The organism is Micromonospora sp. WMMD967 (assembly GCF_029626165.1).
Lineage (GTDB): Bacteria > Actinomycetota > Actinomycetes > Mycobacteriales > Micromonosporaceae > Micromonospora > Micromonospora taraxaci.
This window is the reverse complement of sequence record NZ_JARUBK010000001.1, coordinates 720,242-742,334: the sequence shown is the minus strand read 5'-3', so window position 1 is coordinate 742,334 and position 22,093 is coordinate 720,242. Positions and strand designations below refer to the sequence as shown.

Below are 22,093 nucleotides of genomic sequence, written 5' to 3'. Positions count from 1 at the left end.
ATCGAGGACGCGAGGCCGGGCCGGGGTGTCGCGGCGCGGGTACGGTGGGTTCATGGCGCAGTTCGTGGACTGGGATCTGGCCGCCGCCACCGCGGGGGCGTTGAGCAAGTCGGGCCCCCGGGTGTCGTACGCCGAGGCCACCGACGTGGTCGGCGACCTGCGGCGGCTGACCGACGAGGCGGCCGGGCACGTGGCCGACTACACGGGGTTGACGGCGCAGGTGTCGCACCCGCCGGTGCGGGTGGTCGACCGCCGCGACTGGGCGGCGACCAACATCGCCGGTCTCCGCGAGGTGATCACCCCGCTGGTGAGCCGGCTCTCCGGTGACAAGCAGCCGGGCGCGCTGACCGAGGCGATCGGGTCCAGGTTGACCGGGGTGCAGGCCGGGACGGTGCTGGCCTACCTCTCCGGTCGGGTGCTCGGCCAGTACGAGGTCTTCTCGGCCGACCCGGGTCAACTGCTGCTCGTCGCACCGAACATCGTCGAGGTGGAGCGCAAGCTCGGCGCCGACCCACGGGACTTCCGCCTCTGGGTCTGTCTGCACGAGGTGACCCACCGCACCCAGTTCACGGCCGTCCCGTGGATGCGGGCCTACTTCCTGAGCGAGGTGCAGGCGTTCGTCGACGCCTCGTCCAGCGGGAACGAGCACCTGGTCGAGCGCTTGCGGCGCGGGGTGGCCACCCTGTCCGAGGCGGTCCGCGACCAGGACAGCCGCACCAGCGTGCTGGACATCGTGCAGACCCCGGCGCAGCGCGCCGTGCTGGACCGGCTCACCGCGTTGATGACCCTGCTGGAGGGGCACGCCGAGTTCGTCATGGACGGCGTCGGGCCCCAGGTGATTCCGAGCGTGGAGCGGATCCGGGCGTCGTTCAACCGCCGCCGTGAGGCCGGCAACCCGCTGGAGAAGGCGATCCGCCGGCTGCTCGGGGTGGACGTCAAGATGCGCCAGTACGCCGAGGGGCGCAAGTTCGTGCACGGTGTGGTGGAGCGGGTCGGCATGGAGGGGTTCAACTCCATCTTCAACTCGCCGCTCACACTTCCGCGGCTGTCGGAGCTGGGCGACCCGGACGCGTGGGTCGCCCGGGTGCACGGCCCGGCCGGCACCATCCCGGCCGCTGGCTGACCACCCGACGGTGGCCGCGCTCGCTCCGCCGGTGGCCGCGATCCGGGTGGCGGTCCGCCGTGCTCTGACCGGTCTGCCCTCGGACGGGCCGGTGCTGGTCGCCTGCTCGGGCGGCGCGGACTCGCTCGCCCTCGCGGCGGCCACCGCGTTCGTGGCACCCCGGCTGGGCCGCGGCACCGTGCTCGTCAGCGTCGACCACGGCCTGCAGGGCGGCTCCGCGGAGCGCGCCGAGGCGGTGGCCGCGTGGGCCCGTGGAGCCGGTTTCACCGCCGCATCGGTGGTCCGGGTGGAGGTGGCGGGGCGTCCGGGTGGGCCGGAGGCGGCTGCCCGGGAAGCGCGGTACGAGGCGCTGGTCGAGGCCGCCCGGCAGCACGGCGCGGTCGCTGTGCTCACCGGGCACACCCGTGACGACCAGGCGGAGACCGTGCTGCTCGCGCTCGCCAGGGGTGCCGGTCCGCGCGGCCTCGCGGGGATGCCGGCCCGGCGTGAGCTGGACGGTGTGCCGCTGCTGCGTCCGCTGTTGGAGATCGGCCGGGACGAGACGCGCGCCGCGTGCGCCGTGCTCGGGTTGAGCCCGTGGCAGGACCCGCACAACACCGACCCGTCGTACGCCCGGTCGCGCGTGCGGGCCGACCTGCTCCCGGCGTTGGTGCGGGCGCTCGGACCGGGGGTGGTGGACAACCTCGCGCGTACCGCCCGATTGGTGGCGGCCGACAACGCCGCGCTCGACGAGTTGGCGGCGACGGCGCTGGCGGCGGCTCGGCACCCCGACGGAGGGCTCTGGGCGCCGGCGTTGCTCGCTCTCACCCCTGCGGTACGCGGCCGGGTGCTGCACGCCTGGGCGCGGGAGTTGGGCGCCCAGGCGGGTGCGTTGTCGCACCGGCACGTCGGCGCGCTGGACGCTCTGGTCACCGCCTGGCACGGTCAGGGCCCGGCGGACCTGCCCGGCGGGGTCCGGGTCCTCCGCCGGGCCGACCGGCTGGCACCCGGCTGAGACGCCGGCCGGCGGTACCCGTCGCCCGCCCGACTGGGCGGGTCGCGGCCGGCGGAGTGGTTGTCAGCCGCTGTGTGCCCGGTCCCGGAACGTGGTCCGGTAGCTGTGGGGGGTGGCGCCGACCCGGCGGCTGAAGTGGTGGCGCAGCGCCGCCGCGTCGCCGAAGCCGGCCTGGTCGGCGACCGCCTCCACGCTCAACGGGGTCTCCTCCAGCAGCCGGCGGGCCAGTAGCACCCGTTGGTTGGTGAGCCAGTCGTGCGGGGTGGTGCCGGTCTCGGCGCGGAAACGGCGGGCGAACGTGCGGGGTGCCATGCCGGCGCGCGCTGCCAACTCCTCGACGGTGATCGTCCGGTCCAGGTGGCCCATCAGCCACTCCAGCACCGGCTCCAGCGTGGGCGCCTCGGGTGCCTTCGGGATGGGCGCCTCGACGTACTGGGACTGGCCGCCGTCGCGGTGCGGCGGGACCACCATCCGCCGGGCCAGTCGGGTCGCGGTGGCCGAGCCGTGTTCCTGGCGGATCAGGTGCAGGCAGGCGTCGATGCCGGCCGCCGTGCCGGCGCTGGTGAGCAGCCGACCGTCCTGGACGTAGAGCGAGTTGCACCGCACGCGGGCGCGGGGGTGCCGGTGTTGCAGCTCATCGACGTGCCGCCAGTGGGTCGTGCACTCCCGGTCGTCGAGCAGCCCGGCCTCGCCGAGCAGGAAGGCGCCGGAGCAGACGCTGAACAGGTACGCCCCACGGGCGTCGGCGCGGCGCAGGGCGTCCAGCACCGGGCCGGGAACGGTGGTGCCCTGTTTGTGCGCGGGGACGGCGACCAGGTCGGCCTCGTCGACCGGGCCGAGGTCGGCGTGGGGCGTGAGGTGGAAGCCGGACGACGTACGCACCGGAGCGCCGTCGGGGCTGCACACCTGGAAGCGGTAGCCGGGGAAACCGTCGGCGGTGCGGTCGGTGCCGAACACCTCGGCGAGCACGCCGAGCTCGAACGGAGCGACCTGATCGAGGGCGAGGACGGCAACGGATCGGAGCATGTGACGAGGGTAACCCGACAGGTGGCAGTAAATCGATGGTCACTGGCATTACTGCCACTGTCCGGGCGGTCCGGGTGGGCGCAGACTGGTCTCAGTCCGGTGCGCACCGGCGGCGAAACCGACAGCAACCATGCGAAAGTGAGCGCCGCCATGGAGTTCCTGTTCCTTCTCCTGTTCCTCGTCCTGCTCGCCGCCGCCTCGGCGGCCGGGCTCACTGCGGACAGCCACGATTCGGCCGACTGGAAGCCGAGCGATGACGGTCGCCGATGGCGTTCCCGTACCAACTGATGTGGTTGGCGCAGTTTGCGTAGAAAATCCTTGGCGGGACCGCGCCAAAAGGTGCGGCCCCGCCGACGGAGGCCATCCGACGTACGGCAGGCTAGGAGCATGGCTGACGGCTCCTGGTACGACGCCGACATCGACCACGTGATCATTTCCGAGGCGCAGATCCGCGAGAAGACGGCGGAGCTGGCCAAGCAGGTTTCCGCGGACTACGCCCACGTGGGCGACGGACTGCTGCTGGTGTGCGTACTCAAGGGTGCGGTGATGTTCATGGCGGACTTCGCCCGGGCGTTGGGCCGCAACGGCCCACCGGCCGAGCTGGACTTCATGGCCATCTCCTCCTACGGCCAGGGCACCACCTCGTCCGGTGTGGTCCGCATCCTCAAGGATCTGGACCGGGATATCGCCGGTCGGCACGTGGTGGTCGTCGAGGACATCGTCGACTCCGGGCTCACCCTGTCCTGGCTGCTGCGCTACCTGGAGTCGCGCTCGGCGGCGAGCGTCGAGGTGGTCGCGCTGTTCCGCAAGCCGGACGCGGTCAAGGTGCCGGTCCCGGTGAAGTACGTGGGCTTCGACATCCCCACCGAGTTCGTGGTCGGGTACGGCCTGGACTTCGGTGAGCGCTACCGGGAGCTGCCGTACGTCGGCGTGCTCAAGCCCGAGGTCTACGCCCGCTCCTGACGCCCGGCCGTGAGCTGTCGCGGCGGCTCGGCGGCGGCGTGAGGCCCATTCGTATCGGCATCCATCAAGCCGACGTTCAGCGCGCTCTCAGGTGTTGCGGTTACCGTGGAACACGGTGGCCCGGAGGTTACTCCGCGCCCGACCCCCTCGACCGCGTGACCGGGCGTTCGGGTGGCCGGGCCGGACTCCCCGCCACGCCGGTTCCGACCCGGGGCGTTTGATGGTGCACGACTGCGGGGCTCGCAAGCTCACTCCTCGCGTACACGGTGTACCGTCGAATGACCGCGGCGCGGCAGTTTTCGCGCCTCGGGGTCGAGGCCGGCCCGCACGGCGGCTCCGGCCGCCGCACACGCGGCGACACCATCAGACGGTCAGGACGTCGATCAGGAGGATGCGGGCGCCTCGGCGCTCGACAACAGTATGGAACGTACGCGTTTCTTCCGCCGACCGGTGGTCTGGATCATCCTGGTCATCCTCGGCGCCGTTGTGCTCAGTCAACTGTTCACCGCTGGTCCCAGCTACCACCGCGTGGACACTTCCGTTGCGCTCGACCAGCTGCACACCGCCAAGATCAATAAGGTCGTCTTCCAGGACAAGGAGCAGACGGTCCAACTGGACCTCGCTCAGAAGACGAAGTTCGGCAAGACCGAGACCGACAAGATCGAGGCTCAGTTCCCGTACCAGGCTGGCGACCAGATCTGGAACGAGGTGCTGGACGCCAAGGCGGCCAACCGGGTCACCGGTCCGGCCGACGTCAAGGTCTCCTCGGACAGCATCTGGGTGAGCCTGCTGGTCAACCTGCTGCCGATCGCGCTGCTCGTCCTTCTGCTGCTGTTCTTCATGTCGCAGATGCAGGGCGGCGGCTCCCGCGTGCTCAACTTCGGCAAGTCCAAGGCGAAGATGATCACCAAGGACACTCCGAAGACGACCTTCGCGGACGTCGCGGGTGCCGAGGAGGCCGTCGAGGAACTGCACGAGATCAAGGACTTCCTGCAGAACCCCGCGAAGTACCAGGCTCTGGGCGCCAAGATCCCGAAGGGCGTGCTGCTGTTCGGCCCGCCCGGCACCGGTAAGACCCTGCTGGCCCGCGCGGTCGCCGGCGAGGCCGGAGTGCCCTTCTACTCCATCTCCGGCTCCGACTTCGTGGAGATGTTCGTCGGTGTCGGCGCGAGCCGGGTCCGCGACCTCTTCGAGCAGGCCAAGGCGAACGCCCCGGCGATCGTCTTCGTCGACGAGATCGACGCCGTCGGCCGGCACCGTGGCGCCGGCATGGGCGGCGGTCACGACGAGCGCGAGCAGACGCTCAACCAGCTGCTCGTCGAGATGGACGGCTTCGACACCAAGGGCGGGGTCATCCTGATCGCCGCCACCAACCGGCCGGACATCCTCGACCCGGCGCTGCTGCGCCCGGGCCGGTTCGACCGGCAGATCCCGGTGGACGCCCCCGACATGGAGGGCCGCAAGGCCATCCTGCGGGTGCACGCCAAGGGCAAGCCGTTCACCCCCGACGTCGACCTCGACTCGGTGGCACGGCGTACCCCGGGCTTCAGCGGCGCCGACCTCGCCAACGTGATCAACGAGTCGGCCCTGCTCACCGCCCGCAAGGACCAGCGCGCCATCACCAACGACTCGCTCGAAGAGTCGATCGACCGGGTGATCGCAGGTCCGCAGCGACGGACCCGCGTGATGAGCGACCAGGAAAAGAAGATCACCGCGTACCACGAGGGTGGGCACGCGCTGGTCGCCTGGGCGCTGCCGCACGCCGCGCCGGTGCACAAGGTGACGATCCTGTCGCGCGGCCGCTCGCTGGGCCACACCCTGGTGCTCCCCACGGAGGACAAGTACACCCAGACGCGCGCCGAAATGATCGACACCCTGGCGTACGCGCTGGGCGGTCGGGCCGCCGAGGAGCTGGTCTTCCACGAGCCGACCACCGGTGCCGGCAACGACATCGAGAAGGCCACCCAACTGGCCCGCGCGATGATCACCCAGTACGGCATGAGCTCCAAGCTCGGCGCGATCAAGTACGGCACCAGCGGAGACGAGCCGTTCCTCGGCCGCAACATGGGCCACGAGCGGGACTACTCGGACTCGGTGGCCGCCGAGATCGACGGCGAGATGCGGGCACTGGTCGAGCTGGCGCACGACGAGGCCTGGGAGATCCTGGTGGAATACCGGGACGTCCTGGACAACATCGTGCTCGAGCTGATGGAGAAGGAAACCCTCTCCACCGCCGACATGGCGCGGATCTGCTCCCGGGTGGTCAAGCGCCCGCCGCTGGCCCCGTACAACGGCTTCGGCAAGCGCCAGCCCTCCACCGAGCCGCCCGTGCTCACCCCTGCGGAGAAGGACAAGCTCAAGGCGCAGGCCCAGGCTGACGGCGCGCAGGCGTCGGTCGGCGGTGGGACGCCGTCCAACAACTCGGACGGCACGCACTGAGCAACGACCCGACGGCCAGCTCCCCCCACCGGGAGCTGGCCGTCTCCGCGACCGAACCCGACGGCGACGACGAGCTGGACTACGTGGCCGCGCGGCTGATCAGCGGCAAGCTGACCGGTCGCCCGGTCGAGGACGCCGTCGACCTGGGCCGGATCGAGAAGGCCGTCCGCGAGATCCTGATCGCGGTCGGCGAGGACCCGGACCGCGACGGTCTCCAACAGACCCCGGCCCGCGTCGCCCGCGCGTACGCCGAACTCTTCGCCGGCCTGCGGGTCGACCCGGCGCAGGTCCTCAGCACCACCTTCGAGGCCAACCACGAAGAGCTGGTGATCGTCCGGGACATCGACGTCATGAGCCTCTGCGAACATCACCTGCTGCCGTTCCGGGGCAGCGCGCACATCGGCTACATCCCCGGCCCGGACGGGCGGATCACCGGCCTGTCCAAGCTGGCCCGGCTGGTCGAGGTCTTCGCCCGTCGACCCCAGGTGCAGGAGCGGCTCACCTCGCAGGTCGCCGACCTGCTGATGAGCAAACTCGCACCACGCGGCGTCGTCGTCGTGCTCGAATGCGAGCACATGTGCATGGCGATGCGCGGCATTCAGAAGTCCGGTGCCAAGACCATCACGTCAGCGGTGCGCGGCATCCTGCAGACGGACTCGAAATCGCGGGCCGAGGCGATGGCACTGATCATCCCCCGCTGACCCACCGACACACCACGGCCGGCCGACCCCTCCCGGGACGGCCGGCCGATTCCGTTCCTGCCCCAACCGCGGCCCGCGCTGGTCAGCCGGCGAGCACTGCAAGCAGCAGGCCGGCCGTTACCAGTACCGCCGGCACCAGACACACCAGCGCACCGAAGCGCACCGTACGGTCCAGCCGCTCAGCCGGGCCGACGCGGAACAACCGCCCGATGCCCACCCAGCCGGCGACGAACGCGACCGCCGGCATCGGAAGCCCACAGATCAGCGCCGCCACGGTGGCCGGCCCGATGCCCGTGGCGGCGTACACCGCGACTTGAATCAGCGGCACCACCAGCGCCAACGGCCCGTACACCAGGAGGTTGCGCGCCCGGACCGACCACGACCCCGGCCGGAACCGGCGGCGCGTGCCCAGCGCCGCGTCCGCCGCCTCGGCCCGACCCCGCGCGGCCCGCAGCGCCGCCAGCACCGCCGCCGGGCCACCCGCCATCGACCGGGCCGCCTCGGTCAGTTCCGGCGGCGACGGCACCAGGGAGATCGCCGGTACGCCCAACTCCCGCAGCCGCTCCTGCTGACTCGCCAACCCGGTCCGGACCGCCGTCAGCTCCTCCCGGGCGGCCTCCGCCGACCGGGCCTGCTCACCGGCTGCGGCAGCCGCGCTGCGGCGTACCCCATCCAGCTGACGCGCCGCGGCCAGGTACTCCGCCCAGACCGTGCTCGGCTCGACCGCCGTCGGCGTCACCTGCCCGTCCGCCGAAGCGGCCCGCTGCCGCCCCGGCCCGGTCACCGTCGCGTTCGGACCCACCTCGACACCTCCCGCTCGCGTCACCGCATCAGCCGGTCTCGTCAGCGAACGGCACCAGGACGCGGCCCCGCTCGTCGGGGCCGTCCCACAGCACCGCACGGTCGGGACGAACCTGCCAATCCACCGGCCGCCCGAAGACGGCCGTGAGCTGCGGGACCGGCACGTCCAGCACGACCACGGCGGCCAGCTTGTCGACCTCGCCCGCCGGCTCGAACAACGCCGCGAACGGCGGCACCGCACGCCACCAGCCCAGCAGGTGCCTCCCGGTCGGTGGCCCGTCCCGCAGCAACGCCCGCAGCCGGTCCACCGGCAACTCCCGGGGGCCCGGCCGGTCCAGGCCGAAGACCACCAGGTACGTCGGCAGTTCGTCGGCCGAATCCGCCAGCAGCGTCGGCAGGTCCACCACCTCGGCCGAATGACGGGTCGCCAGCTCGGCGGTCAACGCCTCCGCCAGCGCCCGCGAGCCCGGGTCCGGTGCCGCCACCAGAAAACGAGCGGTGCCCGGCGGATGATGGTCGGCGGTGCTCCGGGCAGCTGTCGCCAACAGCCCGCCCGCCGCGGCACCCGAACCCAGCACCGCGAGGTTGCGCCCGGCCGCCGGCCCCAACGGCACGGCGACCGTCGAGCGGGCCAGGTCCACCGCACGGCCCAGCAACGCGGCCGGCCCGTGCGCCTGCCCGGCCAACGCCGCCCGATGCCGCGGATCGTTGCTCAGCAGAGGTCGGGCGTAACCGGCGAAGACCACCGGCGGCACCGACCCGGCCGGGCGGGCCGCCCACAACTCGTGCCGAAGCTCCTCCACCACCTCCGGGTGGTCCTGCGGGTCCGGATAGCGGATCAGACGTTCGTGACCGCGGATCGCACCCCGAGGGCCGCCGAGCCCTCCGGCGGTGTTGACCACCGCGCTGCCCACCGGCAGACCGGCCGCCGAGTCGTTCGTCGGCTCCAGCACCGGGCTGCCGCCCGGCAACGCCACCCGCACCGGAAACTGCCCGAGCACCGAATCCCGGTGACCGGCATCGGCGCGGCCGCTCAACCCCAGCTCACCCGCGCCGGCCAGCACCAGGTGCACGCCGAACGCCCGACCGGACCGGGCCAACCCGTCCAACTGGGCCGCCACCTCGGCTGCCAGCCGGTCCCGCTCGGCGAAGAGCAACGGCACGTTCTCCACCACGCAGACGATTCGGGGCAACGACTGATGCTGACGCAACTCCGCGAACCGTTGCCCGCCGGCCCGCGCCGCCGCCTCCGCCCGCCTCCGCACCTCGGCCGTCAGCTCGTCGAGCAGATCCCGCACGTACTCCCGGTCGGCGGCCATCGCGGCGGCCTGCACCTGCGGAATCCATGACCGGTCCCGCTCGGTCTGCAGGAACTCCACGAAGGACTCACCATCGCCGAGATCCGCCAGGTAGAGCGACAGCTCGTCCGGGCCGTACCGGGCGGCCAGACCCAGCAACGCCGTGGTCAGGAACGCCGCACGACCACCTGCGGAACGGCCACTCACCAGCCAGTGCGGCGTCAGCTCGGTGAAGCCCAACGGCACCGACCGGCCCCCGGCATCGCCGACCGTGGTCGTCATCCCGTCCACGGAGTCCGACTCCCACAGACGCTCACCCCTCGGCGGCAGCAGAGCCGCCAACGCCAACCGTGAACCCGCCTCCACCTGCTCGGCCAGCCGTCGACAAACCGCGCCCACCAACTCGGTTGGCGGATCCGACTCCACGAACACCGGCGAGTTCAACCCACCCGGGGGATCCGCGCCCGGCCCGGCGAAGGACGACCCCGGCGGATCGCCGACCAACGCGTACGCGTTGCGCAACGCCACAGCAGTGGTACGCGGCAGCGGCGCCCGGACCGCGTACGGGCCGGCCGGAGGCCAACCGGCCACCACCAGATGCAACCCCGCCGCCGGACCCTGCTCGGCCAGCGCCTCAAGCCGTGCCAGGTCGCTCGGGCCAGTCGACTCCGGCAACGCCGCGACCACCAACAGCAACGTACGGTCGTGCCGACGCCGCCCACTCGCATTCGGCGTGACCCACTGCTCCGCCTCGGTCAACACCGCGCGCAGGCCCGTCACGTCCACCGCGGGCGGCGGCAACAGGCCGGCATCGGCGAGCGGACCGAACGACGTCAGCACCGAACCAGTGGCATCCACCGCACGAACCAACAACGCACCCGCCGGTGTCGCACCCAACAACCGCAGGAGTACGGCCCGGAGCAACCCCGCCACCCGAGGCTCCCGGGCGTCCGCGTCCACGCTCAGATGACCGGTGCCCACCAACGGCACCAGTGCGGGAAAACGGGCGTCATCCAACGGTGCCGCCGTGCCGACCCGCACGAACAGCGGCGGACCATCACCCGCCGGAGTGTCAGCGGTCAGCGAATCCAGTGCCGCACCCGACCAACCCGGAGCCAGCCGTGCCGCGACCTCGCGCAGGCGGTCGGCCACCTCGTACTGGCGGCGCTGATCGGCCGGGGCCGGTCGCGTCTCGTCCAGGATCCCGGCAGCGGCGGTCGCAACTGCCGCCGCCCGACGATGCAGAGCTGCGGCGCGGTTCGTACGAGCCTTCGGACCGGCCACCGCGTCCACCCCCTCTGCCCGAGGTTGGCAACCCCTCCCCAGCAGAGACGGTATCCCAGCCGGGTCCGCTCCTCCGGGAGGTGCCTCGGCGGTGCGCCGGGGATGTCGTGGATCTCACCGGTGGGGAGGGGTCCGTCACGATCCGCTGGATCTGAGGCATTGGCTCCGAGGCGTCCAGCCGATAACTTCAGGAGGTGGAATCAGTGCAGCCCCCCGCCGGTTCCCAGGTCTCCCGCGTACCGGCCCAACGGGCACCGTCCGAGCAGCTGCCGCCGGCTGCGGCACCACCGGCGCCTCAGCCGCCGCGCCGTCGAATGCGGACCGTGCTCACCGTCGTCGCCGGGGTCCTCGCTGTGCTCTGCATGGCCGGAGCCATCACGGGCTACGTGCTGTACAACCGGGCGGCAGCCCCCGATCGCAGCGCACCCGACGTGGCTGTTGACAACTACCTACGCGCATTTCTCGTAGACCGCAACGACGCGAGAGCGGACCTCTACACCTGTGAAGGTGGGGCGGAGTTGGAGGCTATCCGGAGTTTGCGGAGCGACCTCCTTGAGCGTGAGAAGCAGCTTGGTGTCACTATCCGTGTCAGTTGGGGCAGCCTGGACGTCAATGATCAGGGCAGCACCAGCTCGGTCGAGACGGTCATTCGGCGTACTGCCACGGTGGATGGCGTGCAGCAGAGCTTGACCGACACGTGGCGATTTGACGTCGAGAAGCAGGATGGCTGGCTGGTCTGTAGCAGCAGCAAGGTTGAATGACCTTACTCGATCCACAACAAGTGGACCGGTACCTCCAGGGTGGTGGGTGACTGGCCGCGCCAGGCCCACCGGTACCACTCCACCTCCGGGGTGATCCGGACGCAGATGTCTCCCTCGGCACCCGAGTAGGTCTCGGTGACTGCCCGCAGGTCGCGATGTTCACGGCCATCCTCGACGTGCACCACCCGTCGACCGGTCACCGCGTCGGCCTCGAAGACGGGTGTGGGTGGCCGGTGTGCTGGGCCGTCCAGCGAGACCAGTCGGATGCCGGTCTCCCGTTCATCCTCCGCGACCGGGCGGCTGCCAACCGTCTCCACCCAGACCCGCTCGACCGGCACCAACGGAGCGAACACCTCCACCTGGTCGGCTTCGGCCCGGTACCACTCGTGCTCGGGGATGACCGGCACGTAGGTCCGGGCGTTCTGCACCACCCTGTCGTCCGCGCGCAGGTCCCCTCGCCAACCCATCCCCGGCAGCCCTACCAGAACCCGTCTCCCACGTAGCTCCACCCGATCGGTGGCGGGGACGACAGCCAACGGGCGGGGCGGCCGGGGCGCCCAGTCTGGCTGGTCAGCGAACGGGTCCGGCAACGGTCCGGTCATGCTTGCGGTGGCCTCACTCGGCGGCACGCAGCGGGGCGCCCCGCTCGCGCATGAACGGAACCGGATCGATGGCGCCGGAACTCTTCCGGTTGTTGCGCTCGTGCACCTCGAAGTGCAGGTGCGGGCCGGAGGAGTTGCCGCTGCTGCCGACCTGCCCGATCACGTCGCCGGCCGCGACGATCTGATGAACCTTGACGCGTGGCTGAACCACCATGTGGCAGTAGCGGGTGATGTAGCCACCGGCGTGCAGCAGGTCGACGAACCAACCGCAGCCGCCCTTGTCCGGGTACCCGTCGACGTCACAGTCCCGCCGATTCCTGTTGTCCGGGTCGCATTGAGCGACCAGCACCCGACCGGATGCCGCTGCGCGGATCTCGGTACCCTTCGCCGCGCCGATGTCCACCCCGTGATGGCTGGGTCGGCTGGCGGTGCGGAAGCCGGAGCCGACGTCGCCGGGGATCGGTGCGGTCCAACCGGAGGCAGCGATCTCGCCGCGCTCGGCCGCGTCGCACACCGCCTTGCCGTTGATCTCGACTGTGCGGGCCGCGCCGCCGGCCAGCGCGTTCACAAGTTTGCTGGCCAACTCCTCGTGCTTGGCGTACGCGTCCGGATAGGCGCTGACCTGCACCTGCTGTGCCACCACAGTCAGCGGTCGGCGCTGCCAACTGCGGACCTTGACGAGCTTCTCGTAGAACTTCCGAGCTGCGTACGAGGGAGTTAGCCGCTCGGCGACCGATCCCCAGCCGGGCCGTTGCTGGAACAGCCCCAGCGAGTCGTGGTCGGCCCCGACGCCCTCGTTCGGCAGGTTGAGGGACTCGGGCTCGGCTCTGTTCGCCAGGTTGCGCAGGGCTGACTCCTGCATCGCGGTTGCCAGGGCGATCACCCAACCCCGCGACGGCACCCCCATGTCCTGACCGACCTTGATGATGATCGCGGCGTTGCGAACCTGCGCGTCGCCGTACTCGGCGAACCGCGGTAACTCGCCCACGATGTCCACCGGACGGACCGGTCCGCAACCCCAGCCAGCCAGGTTGTCCCCGTCCTCCGCGTCGCCGCCGAGCCCACTCAGGAAGAACGCCGCCGTCCCGCCGGTGCAGCAGAGCAGAAGCAGCACACCGGTGAGAATCGTGGCGATCACGCCGACCCGCACCGGCCGGCGGATGGCGGAACCCCTGCCGGCGCTCACGGCCGCTCCCAATCCACCACGTCGACCATCCACCCCTTGTCGGACGTGACGAGTTCCAGCCTCAGCCGGCCGTTGTCAAGCGGAAGCAGCAACTCGACGAACGTCTCGGTGCGCTCCCGCATGGTTGGCGGACCGGTGACCTGCTCGGCGGGCACAGTCTCAGGTTCGGCGCCAGCCATCTTCTCGGTCAGGGCAGGCGTGGAGAGCGGCCGGAGGCCGGCCTGCCACTCCTCCGTGGTCATCCCGGGGCGGCCCAGCCATGCCTTGGTGAACCGGTCAGCGGTCTGTTCGGGTGTGCGCCCACCGGGCGACGTCACCGGTGATGGCGGAGCCTCATTGGAGAGCACCCCGTCGTCACCGGTCGTCGGGTCCACTGTGGTGATCGGCTTGTTCGGGCGGCTGCTCAAGCCGTCGGTCGGATCGAGGGGCCCGGAGATCAACCGAGCTGCACCGAGCACGCCGAAAACGAGTACCGCGATGACCAGTGCCACGCCCAGCCGGGACCGCAGCGCCCGGGTGAAGAGAGACTCCAGCGCCCGTCGCATCACCGTCACCGCGCCTCTGAGCGCACCCGAGGTCCGGAACGGTCCGGCGTGCGCTCCGTCGACCCCGGCCGGTAGACGACGAACGACGGGTTCTCGGCCGGCACGTCCGGCTCGGTCCACGTTGCCGGCTGCCGGCGACGTGGCTGGGGGGCGACGGGACGGCCCCGGCGCCCGGTCTCGGTCGCCGGTGCCTCGTCGGGACGTTCCCGGCCGTCGGGGCGTCCGCCGTCGCGCTGGCCCTCACTGGGAGCCGACGGCGTCGGAACCGGATCCTCCCGGCGGGCCTCCGGGCGCAGTCGGGTCTGCTCCGCGTCGGGTGACCGTCGGCGCCCGCCCACCGGCTCGGCCGGGCCGCCCGGCTCTGCCACATCCAGTCGTGCAGCGGTCCGCATGTCGCGGAAGAACCGGCGGTGCCAGGAGCCGGCGGAACTCACCGCCTCGCTGCTGTCCTTGCCGCCGAGTTGGGTGATCCGTCGGTACGGCCGCAGCAGCAGCCAGCCGACCACCCCGCAGAGCCAGACGAGCACCACCTGAAGCCAACCCGCCAGGGTGGGTGTGCTCATGATCAGATCGACGGCGAACAGGTAGATCGCGGCGCCGGTGCCGAAGATGGCGATGTTGAACACCGCAGCGACCACGGCGTTCCCCAACCGCCGTAGGCCGGCGCTGGCGGGCCGGAGCAGACCCACGGTGCCCAGGATCGGTGCCGCGATCACCGCCCACCGGAAGATGAGGAAACCCAGCAGGACCAGCAAAGACGCCGTCAGGTCGAACATCGCGAAGAGCAACGCGGCCAGCACCGCGATGAACCCCGCGCCGACCCGGTCCATGTCCCGCACACCTTGGAGGTATTCGTACGCCTCCGGGTCCTCGGTCTGGATCTGCTGGGCGACACGTGCCCACTGCTGCTGCTTGGCCTTGATCGTCGCCTCCCGGGTGGCCGGGTTGGCGCGCAGCTTCTCGGCCTCTTCCCAGGAGAGCGCCTTGGCGTCGTACAGGGCGGGGCCATACTTCCGAGCGGTCTCGCTGTCCGCGGAACCGAGCACTCCACGCAACCAGTTGCGGTAGAGCATGGTTTCGGTAGCGGTGTCACTGGCTCGCACGGCGGGGGTGCGGGAGTCCTTACAACGGTTCGGGTCTGGATCGAGGCACCGTCCCGGATCCGGTTCCTTCGCCTGTGGGCCGACGGCGTCGTGAACGACTCCGAGACTCGTGACAAGTGCGCCGTCGGCGACATTGGCCGACTTGACCGGCCAGGCGGCGAGGGCCGTGACCGCGACCATCACCAGAAGCGCCCAGCCTGCGGTGGTCATCGCGTTGCTCATGTCTGACTGACGGGACCGCCAGAGCAGATAGAGCCCCACCACGCACAGGGTGATGATGCCGAAGACGCTGAACACCTTCTCGTACACGGCCTTGGTTGCCTGCTCGACCAAGGGGTCAGCCCAGCCCCACATCGAACCGGGGTCCCAGGCGCGCTCTCGAAGTGCGTTGGACGCACCGATGATTGCCGTGGCGGCCATGAACTCACCATTGGCGATCGTCGTGGTGAACTTGTAGTCCGGATGCAGCACGCTAGAAGCGCAGCCACCCTCGATGTCATAGGTGTTGTAGCTGTAGCCACCGTAGCCGTAAAGGCTGTAACGGCCTGCCACTCCATTCGCAGCGTCCTTCGGCGGTGCTGCTGCGAACCAGCCGGCGAGGCCCGAGTCCGGCGTGCCCGGGGTGGGCGCGTTACGGCACTTGACCTCGTCTTCGCTCACGGTCTGGAGCTTCTCTACGCAGGCTCGGAAGTCGGCCTGCCATTCGGCTGTCGTGCAGAGGTCGGCGCGGGCTTGGGCGACGGGCGGTGCGGCGGCTGCGGCCTGCGCGCCGATCAGCGGCCAGGTGAGGGTGGCCCCGGCCAGGACGCCGAGGGCGAGCAGGAACGACACGATCCTTGCCCGGGCCCCAGGGCCTGTGGCCCGGCCCGCCTCGGCTCGACCGAGGACCTTGACCCAGGCCCTAGCCATGTCACGCCTCCAGATCCGGCAGGGGGATGCTCGGCAGGACTCCGGCCGCCGCGGCGATGGCCGCAGGCGTCGTGTCGAGGTGGTCCAGTAGCCCTTCGACGTACGAGACGTCGACGCGGACCTTCTGCACCCGGCCGTCGACGTCGCGCATCACGAACTCGCGGAAGCCGAGGCGGGAGGCCGAGTTGGTGTCGGCGGCGGAGAGCGAAGCGAGTGTTGCCTCGTAGCCGTCGTTCACCGGCACCCGCAGCAGCCGTAGCGCCTCGGAGGCGATCTCGGCGTCCTCGGCGATGCGGCCGACGAAGACGGTGGAGACGAGGTTCTGCACGTCGAGGCCGAGGATGTCGCGGGGGTTCTGCGAGGCGACCAGCGCGGCGAGGTTCCACTTACGGGAGTCGCGGGCGAGTCGGACCAGGAACGAACGCCCGGACCGCCAACCCTCCATGAAGTGCGCCTCGTCCAGGCCGACCAGTTTGCGGGACGACATCGAGCCGCCGTAGCAGCGCCGAACGGCGAGCCGGTGCGCGGTGTGCAGCATCGGCAGGGCCAGTGCCTCCTCGGCCGACCAGTACTCGCGTTCGATCTTGAGGTCGGGCAACCGTAGCCCGGCCATGGTGATCACGGTGAGTGCGGCGTCGGCGCCGAGCAGCCCTTCCGGGGGGCGGCCGAAGAAGAGCATGGCCAGGGGCATTTCGGCGGTGTCCAGCAGGAGGTTGGCCAGCTCCTTGCCGGCGTCGTCGTCGAGGCGCCCGAGGCAGCTCACGACGTCGTCGAGGGTGGATGTCTCCTCGGCGGGAACCTGGCGGACGGCGTGCCGGAACAGGGTGGCGGTGGACGCCTCCCTGGCCACCTGCGGCGGAACGAGCATCATGCAGATGTCCTGGACCAGCATGCGCCGCTCGGCCCGCGCGTTGGAGACCGCGATCTCGAATTCGCGGTCGCCGGCGGCCCCGGTGCCGAACTCGGTGCGCAGTGGCGTCGGGATGAGCGAGTAGGGTGCCAGGGTGCCGTGCTCCGAGCCGGTCAGGTTCAACACCCGGGAGTACGGCCGCAGCTCGGGCATCGAGCAGAGGCGGGCCAGCGGCCCGGACGGGTCGAGCAGGGTCACCTGGACACCACGGCGGGCGGCCAGGTAACCCAGGGCGCCGAGCAGGGTCGACTTGCCACCACCCGGTTCGGCGACGAAGACCGCGAGCCCGGAGCGTTCCCGGACCTCCATGGGGAAGTGCAGGTCGAGGAACACCGGGCGGCGGCAGGTGCCGGCGGTCCGGCCGATCAGGTCACCGCGCCGGTCGCCCACGTTCGATGCGGCCTGGGGGAGCGCTGCTGCGAGCAACGGCACCGGCATACGCCGGACGTACCCGGTGTTGGCGATCGGCTCGCCGGGGATGAACTCGCGGGCCAGCCAGTCCTGGTTCTTCGGGTGTTGCAGGGAGATGCGCAGTTCCCGGGAGTAGAGCTGGATGAGCCGGCGGGCCCGCTCCAGGCATTCCTCCCTGGTCCGACCGCCGACAGCGATCCGGTGCCAGCCGTGTGCACGGGCCGAGTCGACCGGCAGGCCGGTGGTCATCTCGTCGCCGATCACCAGCGCGCGCTTGGCGAGCCGCTCCAGCTCCGGGGGTGCGTCGATGCCGTGTTCGGCGTAGTCGAGCTGCTGCGAGCGGATCATCCGTAGCCGGTGCTCAAGGTTACGGAAGGAGTCGCCCGAGCCGAGGATGTCGACGCGGGTGGAGATCTCCATCGGCCAGGGCAGCCGCTCGTGGAAGTGCAGCCAGGGCTCGTGCCGTTCCGGGATCTCCAGCGGCTCCATCCGACCGACCGCGAGCACGGCCACGTGCCGTTCCTCGCCGGTCATCCGGTTGACCAGCTTGACCGTCGAGCCGTACGGGGTGCGGTAGCGCTCCACCTGCTCGGTCAGGGCGAGCAGGTCACCGCGTTCCCAGCGTCCGTCGGTCACCGGCGAGAGCGTGCCGGGGGGTGCCATGCATAGCGCCACCGAGCGGTAGAGCAACCATTCCAACTCCTGTGCGGTGACCCGTCGGCCTCGCATGCCGAAGGCGCCGAGCACCTCGTCGAATTGTTCGACGGTGCGGCCCAGCTTGCGGCGTTCGCCCTCGGCGGTGCCCCGACCGAAGGTGCGCAGCATGCGTTCGGTGAGGGAGTCGCCGAGGGAGCGCCGGGCGAAGGTGACGCCCAGGTAGGTCTGGCCCTCGGCGTGGTTGACCGCCATCAGGTGCCGTTGGGCGGCGACCAGGTGGTCGGCCCAGCCGGTGGTGCCGGGCACGTCGGCGAGTGGCGCGGCGGTGTGGGCGTCGATGGTGCGTGCCCACTCGTCGGCGGGGAACGGCCTGGTGGTGCGGCGCAGGTGCAGCCGGAAGCCGGCCAGGCCGGCGTACTGCTCGGAGATCGCCGACAGGAGCGCCTCGCGTTCGGCGTCCGGCCGGAATGCCCAGCGGACCTCGGGCAGCCAGTACCAGGCGGTGACCGTGTTGGGAGTGAAGGTGAGGTGACCGGCGATCTCGGTGATGGCCAGTTCGACCGAGGGATCCCGGTCGCCGAATTTGATCTTCGGCGCGCGGATCCGGGTCGGCTTCGTCGGACGGTCCTGGCGGCTGGCGGCGCGTCCCCGGGGCGAGGCGACGTCCTTGCCCACTCCATTGGGCCGGTCCGCGCCACCGGCGCGGCGTTGGGGCCGCTCCAGGGCTGGCCGATCCGTCGGGGCGGCGCTGGCCGGATGCTCGACGGGAGCGGTCGGCCGATCCGCCGGAGGGGTGGGAGCCGGAGGTCGTTCCACAGGTGCCGCCGGTCGACCCGACGTGGCCTTCGGCCGGGACGATGGCGTGCTGTCGGATGGGCGGGTCGCCGGACCGAGGGCCCTCGGCGCCGGGGCTCCCTCGGCGGGCGGGTCGGGTTCGTCGGCCGGCCGGAGCATCGGCAGCCGATCGCCGGCCTGGTGCGGCACCCGTGACTCGTTGCCCGGGTAACCGCCGTGCCGAGGCTCGACGCGCCGGCCGCCGTTGCCGGGCTGGTCGTCGGGGGTCCACGGTGGTTCCAGGTCGGGGACCGGTCGAGCTGGTGTCGGACCGGCCGCAGGCGGTTGCTGCTGCGGCATCGCCACCTGCTCCCGCGTGCCAGGGCCGGCCGAGACGGCTCGTGGGCCGGGCCGGGAGCCACCGAACAGGTCCAGGAAGGGCGAGTCGATGTCGGCGTTCTCGCCGGCGGCGACCGCGCTCGGCTCGGCCGGCGGCGTCCGCCGAGGGACCGGACGGGGCGCCTGGAACACACCGACCGCGCCATGGCCGGGCGACGTCACGAGCGCGGGATCGAGCGCGACCTCGTCCTCGTCGTCGGTGTAGTCGAATGACTGCGCACGGTGACCTGCCGGCACGGCCGGGCGACCGGCCGGGGGACCCGGCGTGGACGAGCGACTCATGCGACCGCCCTACCGACTGTCGACACCCTGCTGCCCGCGTGCTGCGGCGGACCAATCGGCGTGCGCCCGGTCATGCCAGCTCCTCCCGGATCCTGATCCGGCTGCCGACGAGGCGCGGATCGCGCTGCTCGACCGCCGGCTCCCGGGTGCGTCGCCAGTCGGTCAGCGCGGTGCGGATGACCACCCGCGCCGGCCGATCGGGGTCGACGTGCCGGAAGATGAACGACGTGGTCACGATGGCGAGCGCGATCTCCCAGGCTGGGAAGAGCTCGACCGTCAACGTGAACAGCCAGTGGATGAACATGTAGAGGGGGACCAGCAGCATGAAGAGCCCGTACTGGGCGTAGGGCAGGTGGACCGGAAGGGTGTAACCGGGCGGCCCGAGGTAGACCAGGCGGGCCCGGTAGATGTCGTCGTCGGTGCGCAGCCGCATCTGGTGACCGCGCCTATTCGAAGATCAGGTCGATCAGGTAATCGCCGACGAAGAAGAGCGTTGCCGCGCCGGCGATGAAGGCGAGGCCGACGATGGCGATCGCGGAGCTGGTCAGCACCTTGGAGATCTCGCCCCGGCTGGCACGGCCGATGAAGATGACGCCGAGGACGGCGAGCAGGATCGGCGCGATCTTGCTGGCGAAGAAGGTGACGACACTGTTGGTGTCGATCCCCTTCGGTGCCGGCTCGGCGAGCGGAGCCGACGCCAGGGTGGAGAGCGCGTGGGCGACGCCGGACGACGCCGTCTCCATGAGCTCGAAGGCGATCACTGGAACCTCCCCATAGCGCGGCCGGCGGTGCCGCTGCGGTGCAATAGGCGAACCTGGCGGGAAAAGTGCTCCACAGGGCGCAGCGTTCTTGACCCTGTGTTCGTTACTCACCACAGAGCGTGGCGAGGTTTGGGCGGTTTTCCCCCGCTTCGGCCCTCCCTCCAAGCTTCGCCATCTCGATGCTGGCCAATTCCAAAGCGTACGGGCCGCCCCGGATTGCGACAAGCCGCGAAGGGCCTGCCTGATGCTGCCCGAATGACCGATCGTACACCTGTTCTAACGAGCACGTCAGGGGTGGTGGTGCGAGGCCGACCCGGGTCGGCGGGCACCGCTGCCACGACCGGTACCTTCTAGTCGTGACCGATCTGGTGCGGGCTCCGGGCCCGGTGGTGATGGGCGTCCTCAACGTCACGCCGGACTCCTTCTCCGACGGCGGACGGTACGCCGACCTCGACGCCGCCGTCGGACACGGCGTCCGTCTGCGCGACGCCGGCGCGCACCTGGTGGACATCGGCGGCGAGTCGACCCGCCCGGGTGCCGAGCGGATCGACGCCGCCACCGAGGTCGAGCGGGTGTTGCCGGTCATCCGCGAGCTGACCGCCGCCGGCGTCGTGGTCAGCATCGACACCAGCCGGGCGCGGGTGGCGGAGGCCGCCCTGGCCGCCGGCGCGGCGGTGGTCAACGACGTCTCCGGCGGGCTCGCCGACCCGGACATGGCCCGCGTGGTCCGTGACGCGGACTGTCCCTGGGTGCTGATGCACTGGCGGGGCCACTCCCGTGAGATGCGTGAACTGGCCACCTACACCGATGTGGTGGCCGATGTGCGGGCCGAGCTGACCCAACGCGTCGACGCGGCGCTGGCCGCCGGGGTGGCCGCCGAGCGTCTCGTCGTCGACCCCGGCCTCGGCTTCGCCAAGACGGCCGCGCACAACTGGGAGCTCAGCGCCCGACTGCCGGAGCTGCTGGACCTCGGCTACCCGCTGCTCTTCGGCGCCAGCCGCAAGTCGTACCTCGGCGGGCTGCTCGCCGCCCCGGACGGCACGCCGCGGCCGACCGCCCAGCGGGAGGCGGCGACGGTGGCGACCAGCGTTCTGGCGGTCGCCGCCGGCGCCTGGGGCGTACGCGTGCACGACGTGCGGGCCACCACCGACGCGCTCGCCGTCTGGGCCGCGACCGGCAGCCCGCGCCTGACCGCCGGGCCCGGCGGGGAACACGTCGTCCAGGCCCGGGAGATCCAGCAGGAGGCACGGCGATGAGCACGGACCGGATCCAGCTGACCGGCCTGCGGGCCCGTGGCCGGCACGGGGTGTACGACTTCGAGCGGGCACAGGGGCAGGACTTCGTCGTCGACGCCGTCCTGGAGATGGACCTCGCACCGGCCGCTGCCAGCGACGATGTCACCGACACCGTCCACTACGGGGAGTTGGCCGAACGCCTGGTCGCCGTGGTGACCGGTGAGCCGGTCAACCTGATCGAGACCCTCGCGGACCGGCTCCTCGCCGTCTGCCTCGCCGACGAGCGGGTCGCCACCGCCACGATCACCGTGCACAAACCGGAGGCGCCGGTGCCGCACACCTTCACCGACGTGGCCGTCACCATGACCCGGACGCGGGCCCGATGACCAGGGCCGTGTTGTCGCTGGGCAGCAACCTGGGCGACCGTCTGGAGCACCTGCGCACCGCCGTCGCCACGCTCGGCGACGCCGTACTCGTGCTCTCCGGGGTGTACGAGACTCCGCCGTGGGGCGACGCCAACCAGCCCGCGTACCTCAACGCGGTGGTGCTGGTCCAGGACGGGAGCGCGACCGCGCGCGACTGGCTGGAGCGGGCCCGGGACGCGGAACGCGCGGCCGGGCGCGTGCGTGACCCGCAGCGGCGGTTCGGCCCGCGCACCCTCGACGTGGATGTGATCGCCGTGTGGGGTGACGACGACGAGCCGGTGCTCAGCGACGACCCGGAGTTGACCCTGCCGCATCCGCGAGCGCACCTGCGCGCGTTCGTGCTGCGGCCGTGGATCGACATCCAGCCGTACGGTCGGCTGCCCGGTCACGGGTGGCTGACGGATCTGCTGACCACGGGTCCCGCGGCGGACGAGGCGCTGGAACTGCGTCCCCGACCGGAGTTGGCGTTAGAGTCGACGGCATGACCGAGCGGAGCCGGCCGGC

At 71.3% G+C, this 22,093-nt stretch carries 20 protein-coding genes; 10 read left to right on the top strand and 10 right to left on the bottom strand.

Annotation, left to right across the window (positions count from 1 at the left end):
* The first annotated feature begins 52 nt into the window (after positions 1-52).
* Entirely contained in the window at positions 53-1,123 is a 1,071-nt protein-coding gene (locus O7631_RS03565; protein ID WP_278142997.1) for a zinc-dependent metalloprotease, read from the top strand.
* Between the two features lie 10 nt (positions 1,124-1,133).
* Entirely contained in the window at positions 1,134-2,117 is a 984-nt protein-coding gene (tilS, locus tag O7631_RS03560; protein WP_278142996.1) for a tRNA lysidine(34) synthetase TilS, read from the top strand.
* Positions 2,118-2,180: 63 nt separating this feature from the next.
* Here the strand turns inward: tilS and O7631_RS03555 are convergent, their stop codons facing one another.
* Positions 2,181-3,143 carry a helix-turn-helix domain-containing protein gene (locus tag O7631_RS03555; RefSeq protein WP_278142995.1) on the bottom strand — a complete coding sequence of 321 codons (963 nt, stop codon included), beginning with the start codon at positions 3,141-3,143 and terminating at the stop codon, positions 2,181-2,183.
* A 138-nt stretch (positions 3,144-3,281) separates the two neighbouring features.
* Here O7631_RS03555 and O7631_RS03550 point away from each other — a divergent pair, with 138 nt between their 5' ends.
* The 4 genes from O7631_RS03550 to folE all read left to right on the top strand — a co-directional run bounded on the left by O7631_RS03550 (position 3,282) and on the right by folE (position 7,246).
* Positions 3,282-3,431: a hypothetical protein gene (locus tag O7631_RS03550; RefSeq protein ID WP_157742442.1), complete on the top strand. Its 150-nt coding sequence runs from the start codon at positions 3,282-3,284 to the stop codon at positions 3,429-3,431.
* A gap of 99 nt (positions 3,432-3,530) precedes the next feature.
* A complete protein-coding gene (hpt, locus tag O7631_RS03545) occupies positions 3,531-4,106 on the top strand; it encodes a hypoxanthine phosphoribosyltransferase (protein ID WP_030328005.1) in 576 nt (191 codons plus the stop codon).
* Positions 4,107-4,526: 420 nt separating this feature from the next.
* Positions 4,527-6,545: an ATP-dependent zinc metalloprotease FtsH gene (ftsH, locus tag O7631_RS03540; RefSeq protein ID WP_269682025.1), complete on the top strand. Its 2,019-nt coding sequence runs from the start codon at positions 4,527-4,529 to the stop codon at positions 6,543-6,545.
* A gap of 35 nt (positions 6,546-6,580) precedes the next feature.
* Positions 6,581-7,246, top strand: a complete 666-nt coding sequence (gene folE, locus O7631_RS03535; protein ID WP_030328001.1) for a GTP cyclohydrolase I FolE — start codon at positions 6,581-6,583, stop codon at positions 7,244-7,246.
* 82 nt (positions 7,247-7,328) lie between these two features.
* Here the strand turns inward: folE and O7631_RS03530 are convergent, their stop codons facing one another.
* Both O7631_RS03530 and O7631_RS03525 read right to left on the bottom strand, forming a co-directional pair.
* Complete coding sequence (locus O7631_RS03530) at positions 7,329-8,030, bottom strand: hypothetical protein (RefSeq protein ID WP_278147829.1); 702 nt, start codon at positions 8,028-8,030, stop codon at positions 7,329-7,331.
* A gap of 46 nt (positions 8,031-8,076) precedes the next feature.
* Positions 8,077-10,638 (bottom strand): FtsK/SpoIIIE domain-containing protein, encoded by a 2,562-nt coding sequence (locus O7631_RS03525; RefSeq protein WP_278142994.1) that lies wholly within the window; start codon positions 10,636-10,638, stop codon positions 8,077-8,079.
* A 194-nt stretch (positions 10,639-10,832) separates the two neighbouring features.
* Between O7631_RS03525 and O7631_RS03520 the strand changes: the two genes are divergently transcribed.
* Positions 10,833-11,390: a hypothetical protein gene (locus tag O7631_RS03520; RefSeq protein WP_278147828.1), complete on the top strand. Its 558-nt coding sequence runs from the start codon at positions 10,833-10,835 to the stop codon at positions 11,388-11,390.
* A gap of 2 nt (positions 11,391-11,392) precedes the next feature.
* Here the strand turns inward: O7631_RS03520 and O7631_RS03515 are convergent, their stop codons facing one another.
* The 7 genes from O7631_RS03515 to O7631_RS03485 all read right to left on the bottom strand — a co-directional run bounded on the left by O7631_RS03515 (position 11,393) and on the right by O7631_RS03485 (position 19,929).
* On the bottom strand, positions 11,393-11,992 hold the full coding sequence (locus O7631_RS03515) for a hypothetical protein (protein ID WP_278142993.1): 600 nt from the start codon (positions 11,990-11,992) through the stop codon (positions 11,393-11,395).
* Positions 11,993-12,005: 13 nt separating this feature from the next.
* Positions 12,006-13,178: a M23 family metallopeptidase gene (locus O7631_RS03510; protein WP_278142992.1), complete on the bottom strand. Its 1,173-nt coding sequence runs from the start codon at positions 13,176-13,178 to the stop codon at positions 12,006-12,008.
* Entirely contained in the window at positions 13,175-13,732 is a 558-nt protein-coding gene (locus tag O7631_RS03505) for a hypothetical protein (RefSeq protein ID WP_278142991.1), read from the bottom strand. Before O7631_RS03505 ends, O7631_RS03510 begins: the two co-directional genes overlap by 4 nt.
* A complete protein-coding gene (locus tag O7631_RS03500; RefSeq protein WP_278142990.1) occupies positions 13,729-15,735 on the bottom strand; it encodes an MFS transporter in 2,007 nt (668 codons plus the stop codon). Before O7631_RS03500 ends, O7631_RS03505 begins: the two co-directional genes overlap by 4 nt.
* A gap of 1 nt (position 15,736) precedes the next feature.
* The gene (locus tag O7631_RS03495) at positions 15,737-19,168 is read right to left on the bottom strand and encodes an ATP-binding protein (protein WP_278142989.1); all 3,432 of its coding nucleotides are present in this window, start codon (positions 19,166-19,168) and stop codon (positions 15,737-15,739) included.
* Positions 19,169-19,238: 70 nt separating this feature from the next.
* On the bottom strand, positions 19,239-19,601 hold the full coding sequence (locus O7631_RS03490) for a hypothetical protein (RefSeq protein ID WP_053654782.1): 363 nt from the start codon (positions 19,599-19,601) through the stop codon (positions 19,239-19,241).
* Between the two features lie 13 nt (positions 19,602-19,614).
* A complete protein-coding gene (locus tag O7631_RS03485) occupies positions 19,615-19,929 on the bottom strand; it encodes a hypothetical protein (RefSeq protein ID WP_030327982.1) in 315 nt (104 codons plus the stop codon).
* A 356-nt stretch (positions 19,930-20,285) separates the two neighbouring features.
* Here O7631_RS03485 and folP point away from each other — a divergent pair, with 356 nt between their 5' ends.
* The 3 genes from folP to folK are packed head-to-tail and all read left to right on the top strand — an operon-like array spanning position 20,286 to position 22,074.
* Entirely contained in the window at positions 20,286-21,185 is a 900-nt protein-coding gene (gene folP, locus O7631_RS03480; RefSeq protein WP_278142988.1) for a dihydropteroate synthase, read from the top strand.
* A complete protein-coding gene (gene folB / locus O7631_RS03475) occupies positions 21,182-21,550 on the top strand; it encodes a dihydroneopterin aldolase (protein ID WP_278142987.1) in 369 nt (122 codons plus the stop codon). Before folP ends, folB begins: the two co-directional genes overlap by 4 nt.
* Positions 21,547-22,074 (top strand): 2-amino-4-hydroxy-6-hydroxymethyldihydropteridine diphosphokinase, encoded by a 528-nt coding sequence (gene folK, locus O7631_RS03470; RefSeq protein WP_278142986.1) that lies wholly within the window; start codon positions 21,547-21,549, stop codon positions 22,072-22,074. Before folB ends, folK begins: the two co-directional genes overlap by 4 nt.
* Positions 22,075-22,093 lie beyond the last annotated feature (19 nt).

Bases quoted from the DNA above. Each gene is read 5' to 3' on its own strand.
- O7631_RS03565 (WP_278142997.1), top strand. From the start codon at position 53: ATGGCGCAGTTCGTGGACTGGGATCTGGCCGCCGCCACCGCGGGGGCG.
- O7631_RS03555 (WP_278142995.1), bottom strand. From the start codon at position 3,143: ATGCTCCGATCCGTTGCCGTCCTCGCCCTCGATCAGGTCGCTCCGTTC.
- hpt (WP_030328005.1), top strand. From the start codon at position 3,531: ATGGCTGACGGCTCCTGGTACGACGCCGACATCGACCACGTGATCATT.
- ftsH (WP_269682025.1), top strand. From the start codon at position 4,527: ATGGAACGTACGCGTTTCTTCCGCCGACCGGTGGTCTGGATCATCCTG.
- O7631_RS03515 (WP_278142993.1), bottom strand. From the start codon at position 11,992: ATGACCGGACCGTTGCCGGACCCGTTCGCTGACCAGCCAGACTGGGCG.
- O7631_RS03500 (WP_278142990.1), bottom strand. From the start codon at position 15,735: ATGGCTAGGGCCTGGGTCAAGGTCCTCGGTCGAGCCGAGGCGGGCCGG.
- O7631_RS03495 (WP_278142989.1), bottom strand. From the start codon at position 19,168: ATGAGTCGCTCGTCCACGCCGGGTCCCCCGGCCGGTCGCCCGGCCGTG.
- O7631_RS03490 (WP_053654782.1), bottom strand. From the start codon at position 19,601: ATGCGGCTGCGCACCGACGACGACATCTACCGGGCCCGCCTGGTCTAC.
- folB (WP_278142987.1), top strand. From the start codon at position 21,182: ATGAGCACGGACCGGATCCAGCTGACCGGCCTGCGGGCCCGTGGCCGG.
- folK (WP_278142986.1), top strand. From the start codon at position 21,547: ATGACCAGGGCCGTGTTGTCGCTGGGCAGCAACCTGGGCGACCGTCTG.